Genomic DNA, 21,863 nt, shown 5'->3' with positions numbered 1-21,863 from the left:
CTTTTGTTAGGATGTGTACTTGATGAAATCTCAGAACACTAAGATTTTAGTTGGGTTGTCAATTGCTGCCTTTTTAGGACCGTTTACACAAACGATTTATACCCCTAGTCTTGCGGAGGTAGGACATTTTTATGAAGTAAACCAATTCATGGTAAATTTGACGATTTCGCTTTATACCTTTGTACTAGCTGCTAACCAGTTTCTAGTTGGCCCCTTAGCGGATACGCGCGGAAGAAAGGCCACCTTGTTACCGGGCATTCTTATTTTTTTGGCTGGTTCACTGATTTGCTTCCTTGCTCAAAATTACTATTTATTCCTGCTTGGAAGAGCATTGCAGGCGTTTGGGATTACTTCCGGATCTGTGGTAGCAGCCGCTGTCATAGGGGACATTTATGCCCCACAGGAACGGGGAAAAGCCATGAGTGTGTATCAGACCATGGTATTTCTTGGGCCCGTTCTAGGTCCTGTTGTCGGAAGCTTGATAGCTGCTTATGCAGAATGGCACTCAGCATTTGCTCTTCTTGTAGTAGGAGCCCTTTTTGCCTACATATATAATCGTTATACCTTGAAGGAGACCTTGCCAAAAGATGCTGCTCCGAAGAAAATTACCTTTCAAACTTTTACAGGTATTTTGAAAAATCGGGCTGCTTTTTCCATTTTGCTACTCGGATTCACACAATTTTATGGCTATTATATCTTTCTTGTCTTTATCCCTGGTTTGCTTGATGAATTATTTTCTGTCCCTTTAGTATGGAAAGGATTATTTTTCCTTCCGCTTACGGCTGGCATCGTGATTGGAACCATACTAGGAGGACGGATTCAAGCCTATCTAAAACACACTACAATCCTCGTGTATACTGCGTATGGTACTGGGTTAGTGGTTTCCATCTTCTGGGCATTTCTATACTTGAATCTATTAACGATCCCTGCGTTGATTGTGTTTTTACTAGAGTTTGGTGTGCTATTAGGAATCAGTCTCCCTTCTCAAATAACCTCATTGGTTAATTTATTTGCACACGAAAAAGGAACGGCTATGGGTGTTTACAACTTTATCCGCTTTACTGGCGCTGCAATTGGGCCACTTCTTGGCTCATCGCTTTATAAAATCGGCGGGGACAATGCCCTATATATCACATTGTTTATATTCCTACTTGGTGGAGCTATTGTGATTCACCTAAATAGCCGGGCTCGCTTGGTAAAACTCGGATAAATTTAAAAGCGCGGAAATAATTCCGCGCTTTCTTCAAAACTGTTCTAAAATCATATAAAGCTCTTCCAGGTGCTCTATTTCATAGGTAGGAATCACTTCATTTCGCTCTTTATTGTGACGGTTTATCCAAACTGATTTGATTCCAGCTCGATTTGCGCCTAGAATATCAGTCATCAAATTATCCCCGACCATGATAGCTTCTTCCTTTTGTAAGGACATCCTTTCCAAAGCATGTTCAAAAATAGTTGGATCTGGCTTTCCTCTGCCAAAATCCCCTGAGATCACAATATGATCAAAATAGGGAACGAGTTCAGGGGTAATCGCTAATTTAGTGTTTTGCAAATCCGGTGAGCCATTGGTCAAAAGCAGAAGTTGATAATTTTCTTTTAATTTATCTAGAATATTAAAGGTTTCCTCGTAAACAAATGGCAGATTCCTCCGTTCTTGCGGAAAACGTTCTGCTAGTTCAAAGCCAAAATCAGGGTCATCTATACCCATGGATTTTAATCCCAATGTCCAGGCATCCTTTCGGTAGGAAGGTACAGTTTCTTTCATTTTTCTAAATGCATCTTGATCATCTAAAAAATTCCCCCATAGTCCTTCAAAAGGATTAATCCCTATCATTTGAGTAAAGGGGAAAAATTCATAAGACGAGTATAAATTTCTTGCTGCTTTACGAACGGCTTCTTCAAACTGAATCGGGTCAAGTCCATACTTTTCCTCAGCATATTTACACGTGGCTACAAAGGCTTCCTTTATACTTCTTTGATCCCAAAGAAGGGTGTCATCTAGGTCAAAAAAAATGGCTTTAATCATATCGGTCCTCACTTATTAAAAAGATTTTTTTATAGTTTACCATTTTTATATGAAAATTCGTAATATTTTTATTACCTAAACTAAAAAAAGTCCCATCAATCGCTTTGATTGGGGCAATGTTTTGCGTGAATTCAAGCGTTCCAACGTATTCACCGTTTTCATCGCGAACGGCAAAGTACCGAATATAGACGTACTTATCTTTGAACTTAATCCAGAAATCCTCACTGTCTTTCCTGCCTGCTTTAAAGTCGTTTAACAATTCCTCCACCACATGAACACTTCTTGGGGGATGGCAGTTTTGGACAGAACGGCCAATTTCAAAGCCGTCAACGACAGTTTAGGACACGAAATTGGCGATAAATTATTAATTGAAATTGCCGAGAGACTGATTGGGTTAACCAATAAAAAGGATATCATCTCCAGATACGGTGGTGATGAATTTACCATTCTTCTTTCTGATTCCACAGATAAAAGAGCCAATGAAGTGGCGCAAAGTATTTTAGCAAGCTTACCAGAGCCTTTTTCTCTTAATCATCATGAGATTATTGTGACTCCTAGTATCGGAATAAGTATTTTCCCTGATCATGGAGATAACTTTGATACTTTAATAAAAAAAGCTGATTTAGCAATGTATTTTGCGAAAAGCCTAGGGAAAAATAATTTTCAATTTTTCCATTGTGATTTAATGAAAAAATTTGATTATGAATTAGACTTAGAAATCAAATTACGGAAGGCTCTTGGCCGGAATGAATTTGTTTTATATTTCCAGCCGCAAATAGACATGGAAACAAATGAGATCATTGGCGCGGAAGCACTCATTCGCTGGGAGCATCCTAAAAAAGGCATTGTTTCTCCAATTGATTTTATTCCAGGCTCAAGGCCAGACTCCGTTAAAGCCTTTTGAACAACTTCTGCTAAATTGGTCTGAAAAAATTGTTTCGCTGAAATATTTACGGAAACAGTTATTGGAGGCAGACCACTATCCTGCCACATTATTTAATTAAAAGCTTTCTTTAAAGCACTGCCCGCTTTCTCAAGAGCGCGCTTTCCTTGGTCAATTACCGCTGCCATACTTACGAATCCGTGGATCGTCCCGTCGTAGCGAACACATTCGACATCCACACCAGCTTCTGCAAGCTTTTCAGCGTAATCTTCACCTTCATCTCTTAACGGATCATATTCAGCCGTAATCACAAGTGCAGGAGGCAGGCCTTTAAAATTCCCATGAAGAATGGGTGAAACTAGCGGGCTTTGTTTATCTTCTTCACTATTTAAATAACAATCACGAAACCATTCCATTGTTCCTTTGGTTAAGAAGTAGCCTTCGGAATTTTCACGCATGGAAACAGTCGGTTCCCCTCCTATATTTGTACTTGGATAGATTAATAGTTGGAAGAGGATAGCGGGATGATTTTTATCCTTGGCCAAATTCGCAACTACCGCTGCCAAATTTCCACCAGCACTATCCCCTCCTACAGCAATCCGTGAAGGGTCAACTTGAAAAGCTTCTGCTTGATTGAAGACATATTGGACAGCAGCATAGGAATCTTCCACAGCTGCAGGGAATTTATGTTCAGGAGCTAAACGATAATCAACTGAGATGGTGACACAATTTGCTAGATTCGTAAGGGCCCGGCAAACATTATCATGGGTTTCGATATTTCCGATCACCCAGCCTCCGCCATGATAAAAAACTAGTGCAGGATAGCTCGCTTGAATTTCCTTTGGGTAATAAACGCGGACAGGAATATCAGTCTCTGGACCTGGAATTGTTCTATCCTCAACCCTGCCCACTTCCTCTAACTCGCCTTGTGGCAAAACAAAAGCTTGTCTTGCCTGCACTGGTGTTAATGTTTCCATTGGGGGTCCTCCAGCGGCCGCTAATTGCGCTAATACCAATTTCGTTTGTGGATCAACTGACATGTATTCGCCTTCTCTCATTTCAGAATATTCTTACAATATATTACATTCGCTTTATGTCCAATTTTTTCCTTCCAAAGAAGTTGGTACTTTATCGTCTTTAATTAAAATCTTTCCAGGTAAAATCAACACTTAGCATTCCAACAAATTCTTCTTTCATTGCTTCCGGTTCCTTTTTCGCTGCAGCTGGATTTCGAAAACAAACTAAATGTTTATAATAGCCAAACTTACGGCAAGTATCAGGCCGTGCTGAATGTATCCCACATCTATCCTTTTCCAGGTCGTAGAAGATACAAGTTCCGTAAAATCTTTTCTGATTTTGTAGCTGAAATCGCAATTTCGAAGGCATGGATTTGACTTTTGTTTTTATTTTTTTAAATTCCTTTGCGGTAATCGGTACGGGACCGCAGCATAATCCTTTGCATCCTTGGCATGGAAGACTCTCCATTTTTCTTCTCCCTTTTCTATCTATTTATTTTAGAAACGCGTTAACTGTTTCATAATTTCTTTTTTTCTGTCCTTGTCATTTATTCTTGTTAAATCAAGGGCAAATTCATGACCTTTATGCTTAGCCCTTAATATTTCCCTCATCGCCTGTTTGACGCTGTCTTCATCATCCGTCACCACAATCACATTTCTGAGCATCGTTTCCCCTCACCTTTTATTTCGATTTCACTTATTAAGAATTAGACGATCTATTCTACTAGTTGTTTCAATAAATTTTTAAATTTTTCTTATATATACTCTAGTGTAAATTATGAATCTGTGCGCCTTTCAAGTTGTCTCTGATTTTACTCTTCAAAGAAATCTCATTACATACATACAAATGGGTGTTCAGGCACCATCTGAATTTTTCACATGATGCCTGACACCCTAAATTAATTTTACTAGTTTCCTATATAAATATTCTCTTCTTTCTTCAATATAATTTGATATGACGTAAATTTCTTGATCAAATTGGTCAATGGCTTGGTTTTTATACGGGTCTTGCAGCACGTAAGGACGAATCGATTGATGGAGATTTTCCACTTTTGGAATTATAAATTCAATCGTAAATTGATGATTCATAATCTCCTCAAGCAAGGTTCGATATTGCTTCCGAAAATTCCTCACATCAAGTAGACGTGCTGTTAAGGTGTTAAAGCCTTCAATCGGAACATAATTTGCCTCCATCACTTTCCCATTCACATCTCTACCCCATGTTGCATCGTAATCCCAAGGGATTACCTCAAATAAACCAGATTCACCATTTCTGTAAAGGGCATAGTTATGGACAAAACCATCATAGTTGGATGTAAAAATAATTCCGGCAATCCAGCGGAGGTATTTGTCAACATCCACGTATTTTGGGATTTCCCGCTCAAACTCCGGGACTGGAATCGTATTTATCTTAATGATAAATTCCTGAAGATAATAATCATCTGACGCAATTCCAAACTTTCTTTCATATCCTAATTCCAGTGATTTTTTTAATTCCTTATCCAAATCACTCATTAATGAAAAATTCGCATCCCCATCCACTGCGTAGAAAATGCTACCTGTTGTGAGATTCCTTCTTCTTAAAAAATGCTGATCAACTGATTCGATTTCTAAATAAACCCCTTCAACTTTACCATTAAGGGTTAATAAAACATGCTGTGATTGTGGAGACAGTACCCCAAGCTCTGAAAAAAAATCGAAGGATAATTTGTTGCGTATTAATGAAGGATCCTTGAACTCTGCATTTAAATGAATTTGTTTTGAACCTTTAAATAGGCTGGGTTTATAAAATGAAATTTGATACGACTTTTTAATGTAATCGCGAATATGCGATCCGCGGTAACTTAAATCAATTTCTAGTCTTTTCCCATCAAGTTTTAATTGAGCTGGGATTGGATCATCAATCCAAATGTCTCTTTTGAGCTCCCTCAAATCAATAGGGTTAATAAAAAGCTTATATTGGGGTATTTTTGCGGCCGAGTTCATGCGTAATTCCTCCCTCCTTTATTCGTATGAATAAGAAAAGGTGTATGTCACGAATGGCTAGCATTTTTTCCTTTGTTAGGCGTTTGTCCCAAACAAAAGTTCACTAACATACGTAAATTGTTAAAAGAAGAGTGAGTTTTATAGACAAACATTGTCAACCAGTTTTCGTGCTCCCTTTTCTATTTTAAAAGGAGGTGCAAAAATGAGCGAATTTTCACAGGATGATATTCAGAACGCAGCCGAAGAAGCAAGACGTGGCGGGATGTGGGATTTCATGTTCAGAGACCCAGGATCAAATCGCGGCACTTCAAGGAGGAGAACCTCAAGACGTAGAAATACTTCTAGAAGAAATACTTCCAGAAGAAATACTTCTAGAAGAAATACTTCCAGAAGAAATACTTCCAGAAGAAATACTTCCAGAAGAAATACTTCCAGAAGAAATACTTCCAGAAGAAATACTTCCAGAAGAAACACTTCACGAAGAAACACATCCCGTATGAATACGTCTAGACGCAACACATCACGTAGAAATACATCAAGACGTCGAACATCAAGAAGAAGATGTCATACTACCTGCCATCGTAATTATGAAATCAAAAAATGTTGGGATGGCAGTAATCAGTCCTATTTCAGAAAGAGAAAATGTAGGTAAATAATCTTCTAATACTGATGTCAAATGTTCTTATAAAATTTGATCAAAGTAAAAGGGAAAGGATTTTTGTAATCCTTTCCCATCTTTATTTTTATCACTTGTTTTCAGGAATCGCACAGCTGCCATCTTCACAACTTAGATCTTGTTCAGTGGAGAGATCCTGCAAAACTGGTGAAGAGGATTCTTCTTCCCAGACCTTTTGGAGCGCGCCCTTGAAGGTTTCGATCGGCTGTGCACCAGAAATGGCATATTTTTGGTTGAGAACAAAATAAGGGACTCCCCTAACTCCATATTGCTGAGCTAAGGACTCGTCAAATCTCACATCCTGTGCAAAAGCGTTTTTATCTGCAAGTATGTTCATGACTTCTTGACGTTCAAGCCCTGCTGATTCGGCAATATCTGCCAAGGTTTCATGCTCTCCGATATGCTTTGAATCCGTGAAGTAAGCTTGTAAAAGTTTTTCCGATACTGCCGCTTCTTTCCCTTTGGTTTTTGCAAATTTGGCTAAGCGATGTGCATCAAATGTATTCGTCGGCTTCATCTCATCAAAATTAAACGTCAAGCCAACCGTTGCAGCCTGCTGACCGACATTTTGATTAGCTTGTTTTGCCTGCTCTATACTCATGCCGTATTTTTTCGCAAGAACCTCGTGAATATTTTGACCAATATTCTTTGGCGAATTTGGATCAAGTTCGAAGCTTTTGAATTCAACCTCAACATGATCCTTATTTGGAAACTGTGCAATCGCCTCTTCTAAGCGACGCTTCCCTATATAACAAAATGGACATACATAATCAGACCAAACCTCAATTTTCATGTTCAACACCTCATTTGTCTTGATTAGTACTATACTACCATACACTTTTTGTTTTCCAATAAAAGATGCTCACAAAAATGTCATGTCGACCTTGCTGTGATGCATACATTAAACAGGTATGGAGGTGTAAGCATGAGTCCAGTTATGTGGGGAGTCGACTCGGCAGCAGTTGCGGATGCAGAGTTATTAACTTCCGTAAAAAGACAATATGGAAGTCCTGATTTTTGGGGAAGGTATTTATCCACAGTTCAGGATGCTAGTGAAGGATTAACTGCAGCAGAGATTCGGTTTTTAAAAAGCAACGGAATTAAAATCTTACCTATTTTTAATAATTTTCGTGAAGCTGTTGGTAAACGGAATGGCATTGTTGCCGCCCAAAACGCTATTTTTCATGCCAAACGACTAGGGATTCGAAAAGGCACTGTATTGTTTGCAAACATAGAGAAATTTCTTGAAGTAGATGCCCACTGGATTATCGGCTGGGTGGAAGCCATTTTCGGAAGTGGATATCGGCCTGGATTTTATAATGACCCTGTTACTGGTAATTTCAATACAGCCTATTGTCAGGCTGCTGCAGAAAGTTCAATGGTGAAAAATCAATCGATTATTTGGAGCGCTGAACCCGAAACAGGAATTACAAATAAGCGAAATGCCCCTCGCTTTAAACCTAAAAAACCAAACTGTCCTAGCAATGTATGGGCTTGGCAGTATGGAAGAAATTCAAGAACATGTCCTTTAGACACCGTGTTAGTTGACCAAAAACTATTTAATTTATTACATTAAAAACAACAGTGCCCTTCTCCTTCAAGGGCACTGTTTACGTTTTGTCTTCCCATTTTGCCAGATAAATTAATCCAAGACTTCAATATTATAACTCTAGTTTCACGCCACTAATTCTTTGTTCGATCATTTTTCGTAAAACTGTTCCGATGTGAGCTCCTGCTTCGACCGGCGGTGTTCCGAGCGGATGAATATTCGAGATGACGTTACGGTCTGATTCAATCATTCCTTTTCGGGGCTGATAACACATATAGGCACTCATCGAGCTTGCCGAAACAAGACCTGGTCTCTCACCAATCAAGAGAACAAGCACATCAGGCTCAAGAATTTCTCCAATATGGTCCATACAGGCGACCCTCCCTCCTTTGACAAAAAAGGGAGTTCCAATGGATAGATTGTTTATTTTCAACGAATCGATTAACGCTGGATAGACATCCTGTAAATTTGTTTCGACGGCGCTGGCACTCAGTCCATCAGATACAACAATTTGGACTTGCGGCCGCTTTTGGCATCGACGGTTGAGGATATCGATTGCGGCGTCCGTTAGCACACGCCCTTTATCTGGTCTCTTCAGATAAATTTCTTTATTTTCATAGCAGGTTTCTACGGTAAATAAATTAAATTCCGATAAGCTTGTTTCCAAGACCTCGCCGCCAACCGCAACGATGGCGGCAGCGTGATCATAGTGCAGCTTTAACATCGTTTTTGTTAATGGTCTGGTGCCCGTTCTCCAAACACCGATCCGCGCCGGGGTTGACAACACCATCTCCGCTAACCGCTCCTGAGAGGCTGGATTCGGAATCGATGTCCGCCAATCCTCTGTGGAAAAAATAAGTTCTTTTTCTATGATTTCTTTGACATTCACAGGATTAATATTGTGATCTGGTGTAAACCTCTTCTGAAGCTGCTCCATTACTTTTTGGACGATTAATTCAATTTGACCTTCCTTCATTTTGGGTTCCTCCCTTCTATATAAAAATCGTCGGATCTCCTGCTCGTTCCGTTAATTTGCCGCCTTCCATAATACCCATTTTGACAAGCCATTTTTCAAAATGCGGTGCTGACCGCAGCCCAAGGACACTTCTGACGGAAGCAATATCATGAAAACTCGTGGATTGATAGTTAAGCATGCAATCGTCTGCCATCGGCACACCAAAAGAAAATTGACACCTGCAGAGCCAAGTAGAATAGCAAGATTTTCCATATCATTTTGGTCGGCTTTCATATGGTTCGTATAACAAACATCGACACCCATTGGGATGCCCTGCAGTTTCCCCATAAAATGATCCTCGAGTCCCGCCCTAATCACCTGCTTGCTGTTATAAAGATACTCTGGCCCAATAAATCCAACGACCGTGTTGACGATAAATGGTTTGTATTTTTTCGCGAGACCATAGCACCTCGCTTCAAGCGTCACTTGGTCAATGCCGTGATGGGCATCGGAAGATAACTCGGAACCCTGGCCCGTCTCAAAGTACCAAAGATTCGGGCCGGTGGAAGTTCCTTCTTTTTGAATTAAATCATTAGCCTCATTAAGAAGTTCTATATTAATTCCAAAGGCTTTGTTGCCCGACTCCGTGCCTGCTAAGCTTTGAAAAAGTAAATCGGACGGGGCACCATTTTTTATCGCACGCATTTGAGTCGTGACATGGGCTAACACACAGTTTTGCGTCGGGATTTGGAAGCGGTCCATTTCCTCTTTTGTCATTTGTAAAATTTGCTTTACACTTTCAGCTGTATCAATGACAGGATTGACACCGATGACGGCATCGCCGACCCCATAGCTCAATGCTTCATAAAGGGATGCTTTAATTCCTTGAATGGAGTCGGTTGGGTGGTTCGGCTGCGCCCTCCCAGAAAGCGTCCCTTTATATCCTATTGGAAAATTACACTGAGTTATGACTTCAATTTTGGAGGCAGCCTGGATTAAATCTAGATTGGACATAATTTTTGTAACCGCAGCGGCCATTTCACTGGTCAGTCCCCTCCTAATTCGGCTGATGTCCATGTTGGTCGTGTTTTCAGATAGTAGAGTTTCACGTAATTCACTGACTGTCCAGTTCCCGATGCTTTGATAGATTTTTTCATTAAGCGATTCTTCGATCACCCGGGAGACCTCATCCTCCTCTGGTGCGAGGAGTGGATTGTTTCGAATATCACTAAGGGTTAACTCAGCCAGGAGGTGCCGTGCGGCAAGCCGTTCCTGGGCATCGTTTGCGGCAATGCCCGCGAGCTGGTCACCCGACTTTTCTTCATTCGCTTTTGCGAGAATTTCTTTCAAACCACTAAATTGATAGCTTTTATTAAGCAAGGTAATTTTGGACTTCATTGGAATCACCTCCAGCTCCTAAGTAAACGCCAAAGTTTTAACGACAACCGGTACGATCGAATCATTCAAAGGTACACCTATATCTATGTAATCACCGTGCTGAATATTGATTTGATCAATACAAATTATATCGAGAGAAGTTTCCAGGCATAATGCTTGCCCTAGTGCCTTTGCCATGTCATTTTCACAAACGACCAGGAGAATCTCTGCCTGCGGAAAATGCTTCGCATATAAGGATCCAATCGTTAAGGATAATTCTTTTATTTGTGGATAAGTGAGATACGATGTCCTTGTTATCCCAATGGCGAAAGGTAGACGGTCATAGCCTTCATACATTTGCTTTCCTTTCAAAAATTGCTGTTCCATCTCCTTGGTGTTTAGCGTTACTTCTACAATGGGAATGTTTCGGAACGGCAGGAGATTCGCTTGAATGGTAATCGTTGCCCCACTAAGTTTTGTGGTTTGCATTCCGGCTCCAATGACAGTAGCCCTTGCGGTTTGCACTGCCCCTACTATCTCGAAAGGGTATTCTACTAATTTTTTTTGCAGACAGCTTGCTAATAGAGGACCCATGTCATTATATTTCGCTGCTTCTGCTATTGTAGTAGGCGGTGATTCTAAGATTAGCCTCCCTACTCCTCCAGAGATTATTACTTCCTCAATCCTTGGCAATGACTTATATGATGAACTATGAAGCAATGACTCTAGTGATGCGACTGATTTTTTTCCTGCTAAAACGTCAAGCATATCGACACAAAGTGCCGAACTAATTTCTCCTAACTCCCCAAACGTCAGCCGCACCCCTTTTTCAATTTGGTAGTTTTTAGCTAAAAGCCACGGTTTTAATGAAGGTGAGACAGCCAAGACCTCTCCTAATGAATTGATTTCGATTAATCTCCCCCCAACATGGAAGGTAATTGTTCCAAGCACTTTTCCCTGCTGGAATAGAACAACGTTGGCTGTACCGCCGCCAATATCAATATTTGCCACTATACCTTTTGATTTTTGTGAGTGTTCATAGGCACCGGAACCTCTTCCCGCCAAAACTCCTTCTAGGCTGGCACCGGCAATCGCGACCACAAAGTCCCCGGATCGTTCCGCCAAATAATGAATCAAGGCATCGGCATTCTTATTAATAGCGGTTTGACCTGTGATAATGACGGCACCAGACTTAATATCTGCTAGGTTAAAACCAGCTTTACGATATTCATTTTTTAGCCAGGTAACTAATGACGGCAGGTCAATTTCCTCTTTTTCCTTAAGGGGGGTTTCTATCATTTCACTTACGTAGGTTACTTTCCGCTCGATGATACCGAAATGTGGAAGAGCAAAATGACTCGAAACCCTTCCAATTGTCAATTCGCTCATGATCAATTTGGTTGTACTCGTGCCGATATCGATTCCAACACTTTTAATTACCTTGTTACTCAAGCGACGTCACTCCAGTAATCTTAAGAATTGGTCACATTTGCAATTTTTACTTTTTCAATGTTAGGAATTGCCATTAAGGGTAGGAGGATTTTGGAAGAGAATGTCTAAATGTCCAAAACCCTAAAAAAAATGTCCAAACATTAATCTTTACAACTATAGATGCCGCAAAATCTCCTCCCGCAGTTCCGAAACTCCCTCAAAAGTAACCGATGACACACGAAAAATAGCTTGATGAGGCAGAACCTGCCTCAAAAGTCTCTCTGCACGCACAATATCTGCATCAGGAAGATCAATTTTTGTAATTACACCCAACGGAACGATCGGAAATCCACCTGAAAAATTCGGTGGCAGGGACTGCAATGCCTTGGTTGCATCCTGTATTACCAACAGCACACGGGCTTCCAAGGAAGTCGCAATTAAGGACCGATAGAACATCGGGTTTTCACTATATTCACCTGGTGTATCAATAATCCAGTCGGAATACGAAAGGGCTTGAGTCTTCGTGACTGGTGACGGATCCTTCAATAATCTCTTCGTTAAAGTGGATTTCCCGGAACCAATTGGACCGATCAGCATTACTTTCCCTTTAATCATGACCGGGTAATCTCCGCAGGTTCAAATTTTAAATGCCGGCTTAAAAATTGATTAATTGCCTTAATAGCCATTTCAACATTAGACACCGTACCGCAAATGACCAGCGAACCAGTAAAACGGTCTAAATATCCGATCGTAATCTCAGCTGCCTTTGTGGCAATATCGGCCGCAATAATGGCTGTTTCAACTGGTGTTAGCGTCAAAATTCCAATGGCACCAGCCTGTCCGATACCTAGCTTTGTATATAATGCCTCATCGGGATTGGCAATAATATGAGCCAACGTGAGTTGTTTCCCGGGAACATATTCTTGAATGACGCGCTGTTTTTTCTCCGACATTTTTCTCATCACCTTTGTAAAACTATTATTGCTATCATTTCCCAATCCAACTAAAATGAAAGAGGAGAGTTCGCAATTTTACGAATTGTGTAGGCAAAGGCTTCTGCAGCTGCCATACAGGCTGATTGACTACCGGTTAAAAGACCTCCACCAAAGTTGGTTTCCGTTGGCGGACCATAAAAAACACAGAGCTTTACATCAGCTGCTTTCAAGGAAGCATCCAATCCAACCATTGCTTCGAGCGGTGGAGCAATTAAGTATGCTAAGGGTTCACCCGGTTTAATTCCTGCCATTTTTGATAAATAGGTTCCTGTCCTTGATATCGTGTGGGCAAAATAGGCATGTTCCCCTGCTTCGTCCACCGCATAAAACGCTGGCCCGTCATTAATCATTTGAATTGCAACCTCAAGACCACTCTTTACTTCTGAAGGAGTTGCACCACCTAATATGCCTAAAAACTCACCAGATAATGGACCAGAAGCATGCGCGGCTCCAGCATAGAAGGACTTTGCATAAATTACTTCAACGGCTGTTTTCTTAGTGGCTTCATCTAATGCTGTGTACCCAACATCATCACTTGAGCTGGTAACTAAGCCGAGACTTCGGATGTGTTTCGGAATCATTAGTGAATCTCTTAATCCAGCATCGACATTTGGAATAATTCGACTTGCTAGAGCAAAGGCAGGAACTTTTTTTATTTTCATTTGAATACCCCACTTAAACAAAGAAATGCCCTGATAACAGTGCTAGACTGCATTCAAGGCACCAATGCCAGCATCTATTTACTTATATATATATCTATATCTTTCAATCTATGACTTATTAAGGTGGAATGTTGTCCATTCGTTCTAAACACTCATTTTTCACATAATCATTACTATATGGAAGCTAGGGGGATATTTGCTTGAAAAAACTTTCCTTTAACGAATTAAAAAAGGATGAAATAGTGCGTATTACACAGGATAATATGGTTGAGCTTATGCGCTTTTGGAGTCAATGTTCTGATTCTTTTCATGTTGTGGAGGATGAACAAATTTTTCGCGTAAAATCAGCTTTACCGCATCCACTATTTAACAACATCCTAAGGACCTCTATTAATCATGACGTAACGAAGTCTGTAATTGACATAATAAGTGATTACAAAGAACAAAATGTCCCTTTTCTTTGGCGAATTTGGGACTATGACACACCTGCTAATATAGCTGAAATTTTGTTAGAAAATGGCGGTCAGCAAATTCCTAGTACAACGTTAATGGCGATAGATTTAGATTTCTTTCACCCTTTGACAGAGCCATACCCCGGCCTTACGATTCAACGTGTTAAAAATAAACAAGATGGATTAAAGTTTTCCATATGTGCTTCAGGAGCATTTGGAATACCAGCAAACCTAACAAATACCATGGCAGAATTGATGGCAAAGCAGGACCAAAATACGACTAATTATGTTGGCTTTATTAATGGAACAGCGATAGCTACTGCGTCGATTTTTTATCACAACGATATCGCCGGCATTTATAATATTGGAACATTAACGGAATATCAGGGAAAAGGAATTGGCTTAGAAATGATGACAACCATCCTGTTAAAAGCCAAACTCGATGGGTATAAAACGGCGATACTTCATTCTACTTCTGCAGGAAAAAGACTTTATGAAAAGCTAGGATTCAACACTTTTGGCGATATGAAGCAATATTTATTTGCTTAATGATAGAAAAACATCGGTTCAGCCAAAAACCGATGTTTTTTCATTTTATAAAGGATTTCTAGTAAAAAAAGTAGAAGTATTAATAAAAAAAGTTTAGTCGAGGTGATGATTGTTGAAGGAATGGACCAAAGAAATTGAAATCGATGCTCCGATTGATTTTGTTTGGGATTTATTAAATGGACCCACGGAAAATCTGCAAAAAATTATGCCACAGGTCATTGAACACAATCCAGTAATAATAACCGATGAAGGAGTTGGGAGTGTTTACCGGCAAAAATATAAAGAAGGAAAACGGATTGAAGAATACGATGTGGAAACCTTAGAATATCTCAATACTCCTGATAAAAAGAAACTGACAGTCGGATTCACACTTGCAAAAATGTTCGAAATTACAGCTTTATATGAACTAAACCGCCTCAACGAAAGCAAAACTCTATTTAAATACACCTGTACCAATCGTCCACTGAAATCATTCCTCAAATTAATCATGCTTTTTGCAAGTGATAGGGTTGTCGTTCAATTTTGTGAGAGAGTGAAAAGTACTGCTGAAGAAGAGTTTGAAAAATCAACGTTAATATCAAAGTACTTTTCGAATCGCCCCACCATTCTTTACTAAACGCTACTTTGTGGATATAATTTAACTAGAATATCATATACTAAAAAAGAGCCTCGGCTGGCGGGCCGGAAGCTCTTTGTACAGCATACTGCAAGAAGTGCAGTGGCCCAGGGAAAAATAACTCACCCAACTTAGCCAAGAGCGGGGTGGGTTATTTCTTTTTATTAGAAGAAATAACAACTGCAATCACTGCCACGACTAAACTGCCAAAACCAATCATTAGGCTAATTCCTTCGTAAACAGATAGCATTCAAGCGTCACCCCCCTTCTAAAAAGGAGTGCCACTGCCACCCAGCTTTTTGCTGTACCTTTTCATTATAATGTCAGTCACAACGATTGTCTAACTTCTAAAGAGCCGCCAATTTATTTGGCTCAAGGAAATAAAGGTATTCCCTTGCCACCTTTTCCCCCGTCAACGCTTCCCAAGCATGTCTATAGAATGTTAACTGACCTCTGTAAAAATCCTGTAGTTTTTCATAGTCTTCCATATGTTTAGCACGATCTGTTTTGTAATCGACAATGGTCCATCTCCCATCCTTTTGATAGATGAGATCGATAATTCCTTTTACAAAGAAGGGATGATGGTCCTCTTGATTATCGGTGATAAATGAATAAAGCGGGTGATCCTTTTCAACCTTAAAGGTAAACGGTACTTCTGTCAGCACTTTTTCGGCTGTTTGCATTTCCTCCCAAATGGAAGAAGTCTGTAAATTATTCAGATAGGCTATTACTTCTTTTTCTCGCTCCACAGGAAGTTTATGTTTGTGCACAGCAGTTTTGATAAAATGAGAAACATCATAACCCTGTACGGCTTTTTCAAAAACATCATGGACAAGTGTCCCCCACTCTTTACCGCCGCCTGCTTCCCTTTCAATTGTTACTTCTGAATAATCCTTGTCCATTGTCGGTGTCCAGCGCTCGTAGGTTTTCATTATACTTTCTTCGATCCAGGCATTTTTACTACCGGTTTTAGCTTGAAAATCACTTAGTGTGATTTCAGTTGTTGAATCATTATTTTCCGAACCAACTAATTCAGGAATCTCAAGCTCTTCTATGTTTTCCGTTTCAAAAAGAATGTTCCAGGGATTCTTCTTGTTCCCACCGTTTGAACTAATAATTACAGCCTTTTCAGCCCGTGTTGCCGCCACGTATATAATTCGCAGTTCTTCTTCGACCAAATACTTCAATTCCTCTGCCTTATGGATCTCCCATTCAAGCGGAATCGCAACCTCCTTAGCCCCAAACCCATTTTCTGTGGAAAAAGTAAAATACCCTTTTGATACTTGGTCTTCCCGTTTAATGTGCTGGGATAAAAAGGATTCCGGATTAACAGACTTTTGTGGATGAGCTAAAAAGACAATTGGCGCCTCCAATCCTTTGGCCTTATGGACATTCATGATGCGGACGGCATCGGCCTCTTCCTCAATGTTCGCAACAACCGTTCTTTCAAAAATCCTATCCGCTAATGCACCTACGATCTGCTTGTAGCCTGTATTTCCAGCGACTTCCTGTTTCCTAAGGGCTTCAATCATTTGCAGAAGACTTTTATACGTACGTTTCCCATGCCCATTTTTCAGAAGCAATGGATAAAAGCCGATTTCTTCGATTATTTTTTCAATAGCGGCAGTTGGTGAAAGCGTACGAATCCACTTCTGACATAGTTGTAGTTTAGCTAAAGCAAATTCAAATTTAGCTTTTATTTCTTGCGATAATTCAGGGGGTACTTTCGCATATATCGAGAATCTACCATTGTTCATCCGCCACTGATATAGTTCCTCATCGCTGAAACCAAAGAAGATTCCTCTTAAAACAGCAACAAAGCTTACTTCATCGGCAGGGTCCATAAATGTTTTTAATAGAATCCATAAGTCTTGAAATTCTCTTGTTTCACCCATGATGACTTCACCACTAATACTAACCGGAATTCCGATGTCCTCGATCATTTTTGCATAAACGGCCACTCCATCGTTATATCTCGTCAGAACCATAAAATCCTTTGCCTTATAACCCTGAGTGATAAGATCGTGAATAGTCGCAGCAATGTTTTCTGCATCTTTTAAAATGACTTCTTCTTTCATTTTGAAATTAGCTGGTACGGATAGTCGTTTTACTCCTGAAAATTGACTTCCTTGATCTTTGTGATAGGAGATTAATGGACGATAGGCAGCTTGATAAACGGTTTCAACTTTAGGTAAATGCTTTTCAAAAATCTTATTTAAAACTATTGTTACCGTATCTAGAGTTCGAAAGTTCGTTGTCATCTGCAGTACTTCCCCGCTATGCTCCTCCATTAGCAGCTTCACACGATTGTAGGTATCGATATCTGCTCGACGGAAACGGTAAATCGCTTGTTTAGGATCGCCAACGACAAACAGGGAACCCGGTTTTGGCTTACATTTAGTCCATATTTTTTCGTTACTATCTTCACCTGTTAAAAAGAACATAATTTCTGCTTGAATCGGGTCCGTATCCTGAAATTCATCGACGAGCAGGTAACGATATTTCTCCTGGAAGTACCTGCGGACCTCAGGATTCTCCCTCAATAATTTAGATGTATGCATCATTAAATCCTGAAAGTTTAACATGGACCTTTGCTTCTTAAGCCCTTCGTAGGAAAGTAAGGCTCGGTTTATGAAATCGACAATTTTGGGATGACAGTATTCTTTCCATGCTTTTAGAAGGGGCTTAATTTCCCCTTCAAATACTGCTCCAATTTTATCAAAATAAAAATTAGCCTCTTCCTTTGATTCCCATCGGTTAAACGTTGGTTTGAGGTTTTTATCAAATAAGCTGAAAATACTAATGATGTCCTTTTCTTTTGAAGGATCAATAAAACGTGCTTTTTGAATAGCGGTTAAAATTGCCTTTTGAAGGGCATCGTATCCCCTCTCCGGTTCCTTTTCAGGGATGCATTTTTTCGCCTCATTGATAAGGAGCATAAAAGATTGGTACTTCGAACGCAACTCTGGTTTATGAACCAGGTCTGTTACCCAATCCACATCGGAAAACTCTTTTAATCGCCTTAACCATGGTATTAGTTGGTCCACGGCTATTCCCATTTCATCAAATTGATCGAATTGGGAAGGTGCCTTGCTCATCAGGGTCTGTAAATGCTGCTGCCAAGCTTCTTCTAAAATGTCCCAATCATCCTCTTCCTCAAGCTCTTTAAAGGTCAAATCAAGCTGGGCTTCAATTGGTCGTTCACGCAAAAGCTTGCCACAAAAGGAATGAACCGTTCCCAAGAAGCAACGTTCTATATTTTGGAGGGCTTCTCCTAAACGGAATTTGAGATCAAAGTCTGTTTCTTTTTTCCACGCTTCCTCTAATTTTGATTGAAAACGGACCTTCAATTCGTCCGCAGCCTTCCTTGTAAAAGTGATGGCCACAATTTCCTGAATCTCGGCCGCCCCAGTATAGATAAGGTTAACCATACGGTCTACCAAACTAGTTGTTTTTCCGGAACCGGCCCCTGCTTCCACGAGAAAATTGGTGCCGAGTTCAAACTTTATCTTATCTCGTGCATCTTGATCGGATACCCTTTTAGTCATATACTCTGACCCCCTTTAGTTTTTGATTGGATTGCTTCTTTTCAAGGGTCTCTTTTGAATAGAAATGACGCCGGCAAACAAGCTTTAACTCACAAAACTTGCAATCCTCTTCATTATCCGTCATCTCAAAATGTCCATGTTTTATCACATCGATTAATTTTTCTAAAATGTCGACTCCATTCGTCCTAAGGGCGGCATCCTGACTTCGTGAAAACCGTTCAGCCATTCCTTTAACAGTTGGAAAATAATAGGTACTTTCCTCAACGGCTCCTTCACCAAGACCTAAGTGCTGTTCTATGGCTAGAGCATAAATGAAATGTTGTAGCTGGCGCCCGCCTTTGAAAGCCCCATTTTTCGAATAACTGTAGGTACTGCCTGTTTTATAATCAATAATATGATAGTTCCCATCCTTCGATTTGTCGACGCGGTCAATGATACCGGAAATTTTAACCTCTCCTGATGGAAGGGTAATAATCGCTGGCTCTTTATCGCCAATCCCAAATGAATATTCAAAGTGAAGCGGATCATAATTTTCGTTATACCGCTCTTCTTCCTTTAAAAAGATTTCACAGCACGCCAAAATATCATTTACTTCACGTTGATAGACTCTCTCGTTTGGTGGTAGAAGGATTTCCTTTTGCTGGTCGATTAGGCTGTTAGCAATCTCATGAATTTGACTTAAATGATTGGCAACTGATGGCTTGGTGTTTTCCTGCTGCAAGGTTTTATAAAAAGTTTCAAATATGCTGTGAAGCAAGCTTCCGCGGGTTGCAGCATCGAGCCATTTATTGGCATCATACGCCACTTCCTCTACAGGCCTCACACGTAACACTTCTTTTAGAAAATAAGAATAGGGACATTTTGCTAATGTTTCTAGTTTCCCTGCACTAAGGGTTTTTTCAGGGTTTAGGCGGGGGTCAAATCGTCCTGCATCGATTTGAACAAGTCCATCGTATTCAGAAAAGTTACTAGAATTCCGCGTTTTTTCAGCAGACATTCCTGCTTTCACATTCGGAAATTGCTGGAGAACCGCTTCCTCTATCCTTCCGTTCGCTTCACTAATCAATTTTTCATTCCAGTAATCTTTCTCTTCAAAAATATCATTTGCGAACAGGGAGGATGGCAGTGATTTTAGTTCTTTAAATTCGGCATCTTTATTCCCTGTCATGAACCGGTAGCATTGTAATACAACGAAAGCAGGATTGATTGAGCGATTATCATTGATTTCAAAGTTGCAAAAGCTGACTGTTACCGTTCCAGTCGATTGTGCTAGAAGCTGCAGCAAATTATATAACTGAACTTGCCCCTGTTCTCTTAATAATGGCAAATTATTTCTCAACTGAATCCTCTCAGTATCCAGTAATATCGGATCTTCACTCGCGTTTCCAGGGAATTTTTTATTATCCAAACCCACTACATAAACATTTGGTCGACTATTGTAAATACCCTTTTTAAAGGATGAAACATGCAAATGTCCTGGCTTCGGCCGGGATTGATTTACTTGAATAGCGAGCAGCAAGTCCTTTACCTTTTCAAATGCCTCATAAGATGACATTGATTCATCAGCAAAAGGAAGGATTTTATCAATCTCCTCAAGCAAGGCCGATTTTGATAATTCATCCAGGGCAGAGGTCGTCTTGCAATGCCTTATAAGAATATACTTAATTCCAATTAAACATCTTTTATAATTCATGGTTGACTCTAAGGGAGGTAAGAATTTAAAAATTTCTAAAAAACTATAATATAACCATATAATTTCTTTAATATAGTGTTCAAGCGCAGAATTATTTTCATCTTCAAGAAATATATCGCCTAAACGATCTATTTCATTACCCAAAACTTTTTGATATCGCTCTTGGGACCACCCAATTGGAAGCTCTCTAAGGATTTTCGCAATTCTTGTATTGGAAAGGTCCATTTCATCCAAATCAAACAAACCAGATTTTATAATTGGAACGTTTTTTCCTAGCTCAAACAAACCCTCATTCGTCATCTCCAAAAAGGCTTGGACACTATAATTAGACTGAATCCATTTCAAAATCCCCGAAACCAACCGGCCAGGGCGGCTAAACATAACTGGCAGCCCCTCGCCATAGGTAATCGGGATGTCAAGCTTTTGTGAAAGCTGATATAACAGAGTCGTGTAATGTTCGGAACTTGTATAATAAATAACACTTTCATCTAATGGTGCTCGTGCTATTTTTATTTTTTCCAATACTTGCTTGATTTCCAATTCTTCTGTTTTTGCTGTAAAAACACTTAAATCCGCCTGACCTTCTGCTTCATCCTGTTGGTAAAGATAGCTTAGAGCCGTAGGATCTGCCCATCTAATCGAACAAAGGCTTGTTCCCTCAGGAGTATTTGCTCCTAATACCGCAGCAAGCGGAAGTTTATAATGCATTTCTGGCAGTAGTTTAGTTAAAAATTGTTCTTCTAAATACGATAGTTGAAGATTTGACTGTAAGATAAAAATTACTTGATTATCAACTTGTACATAAACCATTGCATTGGCCAAAAGCTCAGCTTTGTCGGTCAATTGCAGACTTTTTAGTTTATTCTCATAGGCAGCAAGAATTTCGAAGATATCGGCAGCTTTGACTGAAGTAATAAACGCATCCCTCTTTAATGTATCTGTATTATAATTAGCAAGGCGCAGCGTTTTTAGGGTGGAATAGATGGCATGGCTAAAGGAAGGGGTAATTTCCATCCCGTTGAAATAGTGAAGCTTCTCTTGTTCCTTCAAATCCTTAAGTATTGAGTATGTAAATTGTACTCCTATTGAATTTTCCAAGAGCTTAACTTCCTGGTCTGAATTCAACTCGACAAGATTTAGGGCAAGCTCTTTTACGGTTTTATACTTAAGATTTACCGCTTGACGGCCTTCTTTAACAAATGCCTCATTGATTTGTTCGCCGATGGAGTGAGAATCAACAATGACAATTTTTTCTTTCAAGCTGAAACTAGTGCATAACCGGTTTAATTCATCTATTAAGGATTTCAAGTGATACCCTCCACAAATTATTAAAATAACTTATTTTTGATAATAATTATCTCATATTTTTTTCCAATAAACACTTAAAATGGTAGAGTTCAAATAAAAAGAAACTCAACATATATATTGAAAAGTTGGAAATAATAACCT

The 21,863-nt window shown here is 39.8% G+C and carries 20 protein-coding genes and 3 pseudogenes; 7 read left to right on the top strand and 16 right to left on the bottom strand.

Annotation, left to right across the window (positions count from 1 at the left end):
* Positions 1 to 22: 22 nt before the first annotated feature.
* Positions 23 to 1,210, top strand: coding sequence for an MFS transporter (locus ABES02_RS04690; protein WP_430131420.1), 1,188 nt, complete (start codon positions 23 to 25; stop codon positions 1,208 to 1,210).
* A gap of 33 nt (positions 1,211 to 1,243) precedes the next feature.
* Here ABES02_RS04690 and ABES02_RS04685 read toward each other — a convergent pair whose 3' ends face one another.
* On the bottom strand, positions 1,244 to 2,026 hold the full coding sequence (locus ABES02_RS04685; protein ID WP_430131417.1) for an HAD family hydrolase: 783 nt from the start codon (positions 2,024 to 2,026) through the stop codon (positions 1,244 to 1,246).
* 91 nt (positions 2,027 to 2,117) lie between these two features.
* Positions 2,118 to 2,342: pseudogene (locus tag ABES02_RS04680) on the bottom strand (PAS domain-containing protein); the annotation flags it as partial.
* On the opposite strand from ABES02_RS04680, the gene ABES02_RS04675 reads away from it, so the two are divergent.
* On the top strand, positions 2,298 to 2,930 hold the full coding sequence (locus tag ABES02_RS04675; RefSeq protein ID WP_430131414.1) for a diguanylate cyclase domain-containing protein: 633 nt from the start codon (positions 2,298 to 2,300) through the stop codon (positions 2,928 to 2,930). The pseudogene ABES02_RS04680 and the gene ABES02_RS04675 sit on opposite strands and share 45 nt — an antisense overlap.
* 92 nt (positions 2,931 to 3,022) lie before the next feature.
* Here the strand turns inward: ABES02_RS04675 and ABES02_RS04670 are convergent, their stop codons facing one another.
* From ABES02_RS04670 to ABES02_RS04655, 4 genes are all read right to left on the bottom strand, one after another.
* Positions 3,023 to 3,949: an alpha/beta hydrolase gene (locus ABES02_RS04670; protein ID WP_430131411.1), complete on the bottom strand. Its 927-nt coding sequence runs from the start codon at positions 3,947 to 3,949 to the stop codon at positions 3,023 to 3,025.
* Positions 3,950 to 4,046: 97 nt separating this feature from the next.
* On the bottom strand, positions 4,047 to 4,394 hold the full coding sequence (locus tag ABES02_RS04665; RefSeq protein ID WP_430131408.1) for a YkgJ family cysteine cluster protein: 348 nt from the start codon (positions 4,392 to 4,394) through the stop codon (positions 4,047 to 4,049).
* A 29-nt stretch (positions 4,395 to 4,423) separates the two neighbouring features.
* Positions 4,424 to 4,591: a hypothetical protein gene (locus ABES02_RS04660; protein ID WP_430131405.1), complete on the bottom strand. Its 168-nt coding sequence runs from the start codon at positions 4,589 to 4,591 to the stop codon at positions 4,424 to 4,426.
* A gap of 228 nt (positions 4,592 to 4,819) precedes the next feature.
* Positions 4,820 to 5,911, bottom strand: coding sequence for a CotH kinase family protein (locus tag ABES02_RS04655; protein WP_430131402.1), 1,092 nt, complete (start codon positions 5,909 to 5,911; stop codon positions 4,820 to 4,822).
* Positions 5,912 to 6,113: 202 nt separating this feature from the next.
* Between ABES02_RS04655 and ABES02_RS04650 the strand changes: the two are divergent.
* Positions 6,114 to 6,164, top strand: a pseudogene (locus ABES02_RS04650) (hypothetical protein); the annotation flags it as partial.
* A gap of 1 nt (position 6,165) precedes the next feature.
* Positions 6,166 to 6,411 (top strand): hypothetical protein, encoded by a 246-nt coding sequence (locus tag ABES02_RS04645; protein WP_430132388.1) that lies wholly within the window; start codon positions 6,166 to 6,168, stop codon positions 6,409 to 6,411.
* A 246-nt stretch (positions 6,412 to 6,657) separates the two neighbouring features.
* Here ABES02_RS04645 and ABES02_RS04640 read toward each other — a convergent pair whose 3' ends face one another.
* On the bottom strand, positions 6,658 to 7,380 hold the full coding sequence (locus tag ABES02_RS04640; RefSeq protein WP_430131399.1) for a DsbA family oxidoreductase: 723 nt from the start codon (positions 7,378 to 7,380) through the stop codon (positions 6,658 to 6,660).
* Between the two features lie 132 nt (positions 7,381 to 7,512).
* Between ABES02_RS04640 and ABES02_RS04635 the strand changes: the two genes are divergently transcribed.
* Positions 7,513 to 8,163, top strand: coding sequence for a glycoside hydrolase domain-containing protein (locus tag ABES02_RS04635; protein WP_430131396.1), 651 nt, complete (start codon positions 7,513 to 7,515; stop codon positions 8,161 to 8,163).
* An 85-nt stretch (positions 8,164 to 8,248) separates the two neighbouring features.
* On the opposite strand, the gene eutC is transcribed toward ABES02_RS04635, so the two are convergent.
* The 6 genes and pseudogenes from eutC to eutL form a co-directional block, all read right to left on the bottom strand.
* Positions 8,249 to 9,112 (bottom strand): ethanolamine ammonia-lyase subunit EutC, encoded by an 864-nt coding sequence (gene eutC, locus ABES02_RS04630; protein WP_430131393.1) that lies wholly within the window; start codon positions 9,110 to 9,112, stop codon positions 8,249 to 8,251.
* A gap of 16 nt (positions 9,113 to 9,128) precedes the next feature.
* A pseudogene (locus ABES02_RS04625) lies at positions 9,129 to 10,489 on the bottom strand (ethanolamine ammonia-lyase subunit EutB).
* A gap of 18 nt (positions 10,490 to 10,507) precedes the next feature.
* A complete protein-coding gene (locus ABES02_RS04620; protein ID WP_430131391.1) occupies positions 10,508 to 11,920 on the bottom strand; it encodes an ethanolamine ammonia-lyase reactivating factor EutA in 1,413 nt (470 codons plus the stop codon).
* Positions 11,921 to 12,073: 153 nt separating this feature from the next.
* The gene (locus ABES02_RS04615) at positions 12,074 to 12,514 is read right to left on the bottom strand and encodes a EutP/PduV family microcompartment system protein (RefSeq protein WP_430131388.1); all 441 of its coding nucleotides are present in this window, start codon (positions 12,512 to 12,514) and stop codon (positions 12,074 to 12,076) included.
* Positions 12,511 to 12,852: an ethanolamine utilization microcompartment protein EutS gene (eutS, locus tag ABES02_RS04610; protein ID WP_430131385.1), complete on the bottom strand. Its 342-nt coding sequence runs from the start codon at positions 12,850 to 12,852 to the stop codon at positions 12,511 to 12,513. The genes ABES02_RS04615 and eutS overlap by 4 nt, the downstream gene beginning before the upstream one ends.
* Positions 12,853 to 12,902: 50 nt before the next feature.
* Positions 12,903 to 13,556 carry an ethanolamine utilization microcompartment protein EutL gene (gene eutL, locus ABES02_RS04605; RefSeq protein ID WP_430131382.1) on the bottom strand — a complete coding sequence of 218 codons (654 nt, stop codon included), beginning with the start codon at positions 13,554 to 13,556 and terminating at the stop codon, positions 12,903 to 12,905.
* 200 nt (positions 13,557 to 13,756) lie between these two features.
* On the opposite strand from eutL, the gene ABES02_RS04600 reads away from it, so the two are divergent.
* Complete coding sequence (locus ABES02_RS04600) at positions 13,757 to 14,557, top strand: GNAT family N-acetyltransferase (RefSeq protein WP_430131380.1); 801 nt, start codon at positions 13,757 to 13,759, stop codon at positions 14,555 to 14,557.
* Between the two features lie 112 nt (positions 14,558 to 14,669).
* Complete coding sequence (locus tag ABES02_RS04595) at positions 14,670 to 15,173, top strand: SRPBCC family protein (RefSeq protein ID WP_430131377.1); 504 nt, start codon at positions 14,670 to 14,672, stop codon at positions 15,171 to 15,173.
* A gap of 151 nt (positions 15,174 to 15,324) precedes the next feature.
* Here ABES02_RS04595 and ABES02_RS04590 read toward each other — a convergent pair whose 3' ends face one another.
* From ABES02_RS04590 to ABES02_RS04580, 3 genes are all read right to left on the bottom strand, one after another.
* A complete protein-coding gene (locus tag ABES02_RS04590; RefSeq protein WP_430131374.1) occupies positions 15,325 to 15,423 on the bottom strand; it encodes a putative holin-like toxin in 99 nt (32 codons plus the stop codon).
* 97 nt (positions 15,424 to 15,520) lie between these two features.
* Positions 15,521 to 18,721, bottom strand: a complete 3,201-nt coding sequence (locus ABES02_RS04585) for a UvrD-helicase domain-containing protein (RefSeq protein ID WP_430131371.1) — start codon at positions 18,719 to 18,721, stop codon at positions 15,521 to 15,523.
* Entirely contained in the window at positions 18,714 to 21,722 is a 3,009-nt protein-coding gene (locus ABES02_RS04580) for a PD-(D/E)XK nuclease family protein (protein ID WP_430131368.1), read from the bottom strand. Before ABES02_RS04580 ends, ABES02_RS04585 begins: the two co-directional genes overlap by 8 nt.
* Positions 21,723 to 21,863: the final 141 nt, after the last annotated feature.

Origin of the sequence: Neobacillus pocheonensis (assembly GCF_050477905.1) — a bacterium.
GTDB classification, from domain to species: Bacteria; Bacillota; Bacilli; order Bacillales; family Cytobacillaceae; genus Neobacillus; species Neobacillus pocheonensis_A.
Note: the sequence above shows the minus strand (reverse complement) of the source record. Positions and strands in the feature narration are given on the sequence as shown.

Excerpts from the sequence above, each read along its gene's own strand:
- eutC (WP_430131393.1), bottom strand. The coding sequence starts at position 9,112 with ATGAAGGAAGGTCAAATTGAATTAATCGTCCAAAAAGTAATGGAGCAG.
- ABES02_RS04685 (WP_430131417.1), bottom strand. The coding sequence starts at position 2,026 with ATGATTAAAGCCATTTTTTTTGACCTAGATGACACCCTTCTTTGGGAT.
- ABES02_RS04670 (WP_430131411.1), bottom strand. The coding sequence starts at position 3,949 with ATGTCAGTTGATCCACAAACGAAATTGGTATTAGCGCAATTAGCGGCC.
- ABES02_RS04665 (WP_430131408.1), bottom strand. The coding sequence starts at position 4,394 with ATGGAGAGTCTTCCATGCCAAGGATGCAAAGGATTATGCTGCGGTCCC.
- ABES02_RS04635 (WP_430131396.1), top strand. The coding sequence starts at position 7,513 with ATGAGTCCAGTTATGTGGGGAGTCGACTCGGCAGCAGTTGCGGATGCA.
- ABES02_RS04640 (WP_430131399.1), bottom strand. The coding sequence starts at position 7,380 with ATGAAAATTGAGGTTTGGTCTGATTATGTATGTCCATTTTGTTATATA.
- ABES02_RS04690 (WP_430131420.1), top strand. The coding sequence starts at position 23 with ATGAAATCTCAGAACACTAAGATTTTAGTTGGGTTGTCAATTGCTGCC.
- eutL (WP_430131382.1), bottom strand. The coding sequence starts at position 13,556 with ATGAAAATAAAAAAAGTTCCTGCCTTTGCTCTAGCAAGTCGAATTATT.
- ABES02_RS04590 (WP_430131374.1), bottom strand. The coding sequence starts at position 15,423 with ATGCTATCTGTTTACGAAGGAATTAGCCTAATGATTGGTTTTGGCAGT.
- ABES02_RS04675 (WP_430131414.1), top strand. The coding sequence starts at position 2,298 with ATGAACACTTCTTGGGGGATGGCAGTTTTGGACAGAACGGCCAATTTC.
- ABES02_RS04655 (WP_430131402.1), bottom strand. The coding sequence starts at position 5,911 with ATGAACTCGGCCGCAAAAATACCCCAATATAAGCTTTTTATTAACCCT.
- ABES02_RS04660 (WP_430131405.1), bottom strand. The coding sequence starts at position 4,591 with ATGCTCAGAAATGTGATTGTGGTGACGGATGATGAAGACAGCGTCAAA.
- ABES02_RS04585 (WP_430131371.1), bottom strand. The coding sequence starts at position 18,721 with ATGACTAAAAGGGTATCCGATCAAGATGCACGAGATAAGATAAAGTTT.
- eutS (WP_430131385.1), bottom strand. The coding sequence starts at position 12,852 with ATGTCGGAGAAAAAACAGCGCGTCATTCAAGAATATGTTCCCGGGAAA.
- ABES02_RS04615 (WP_430131388.1), bottom strand. The coding sequence starts at position 12,514 with ATGATTAAAGGGAAAGTAATGCTGATCGGTCCAATTGGTTCCGGGAAA.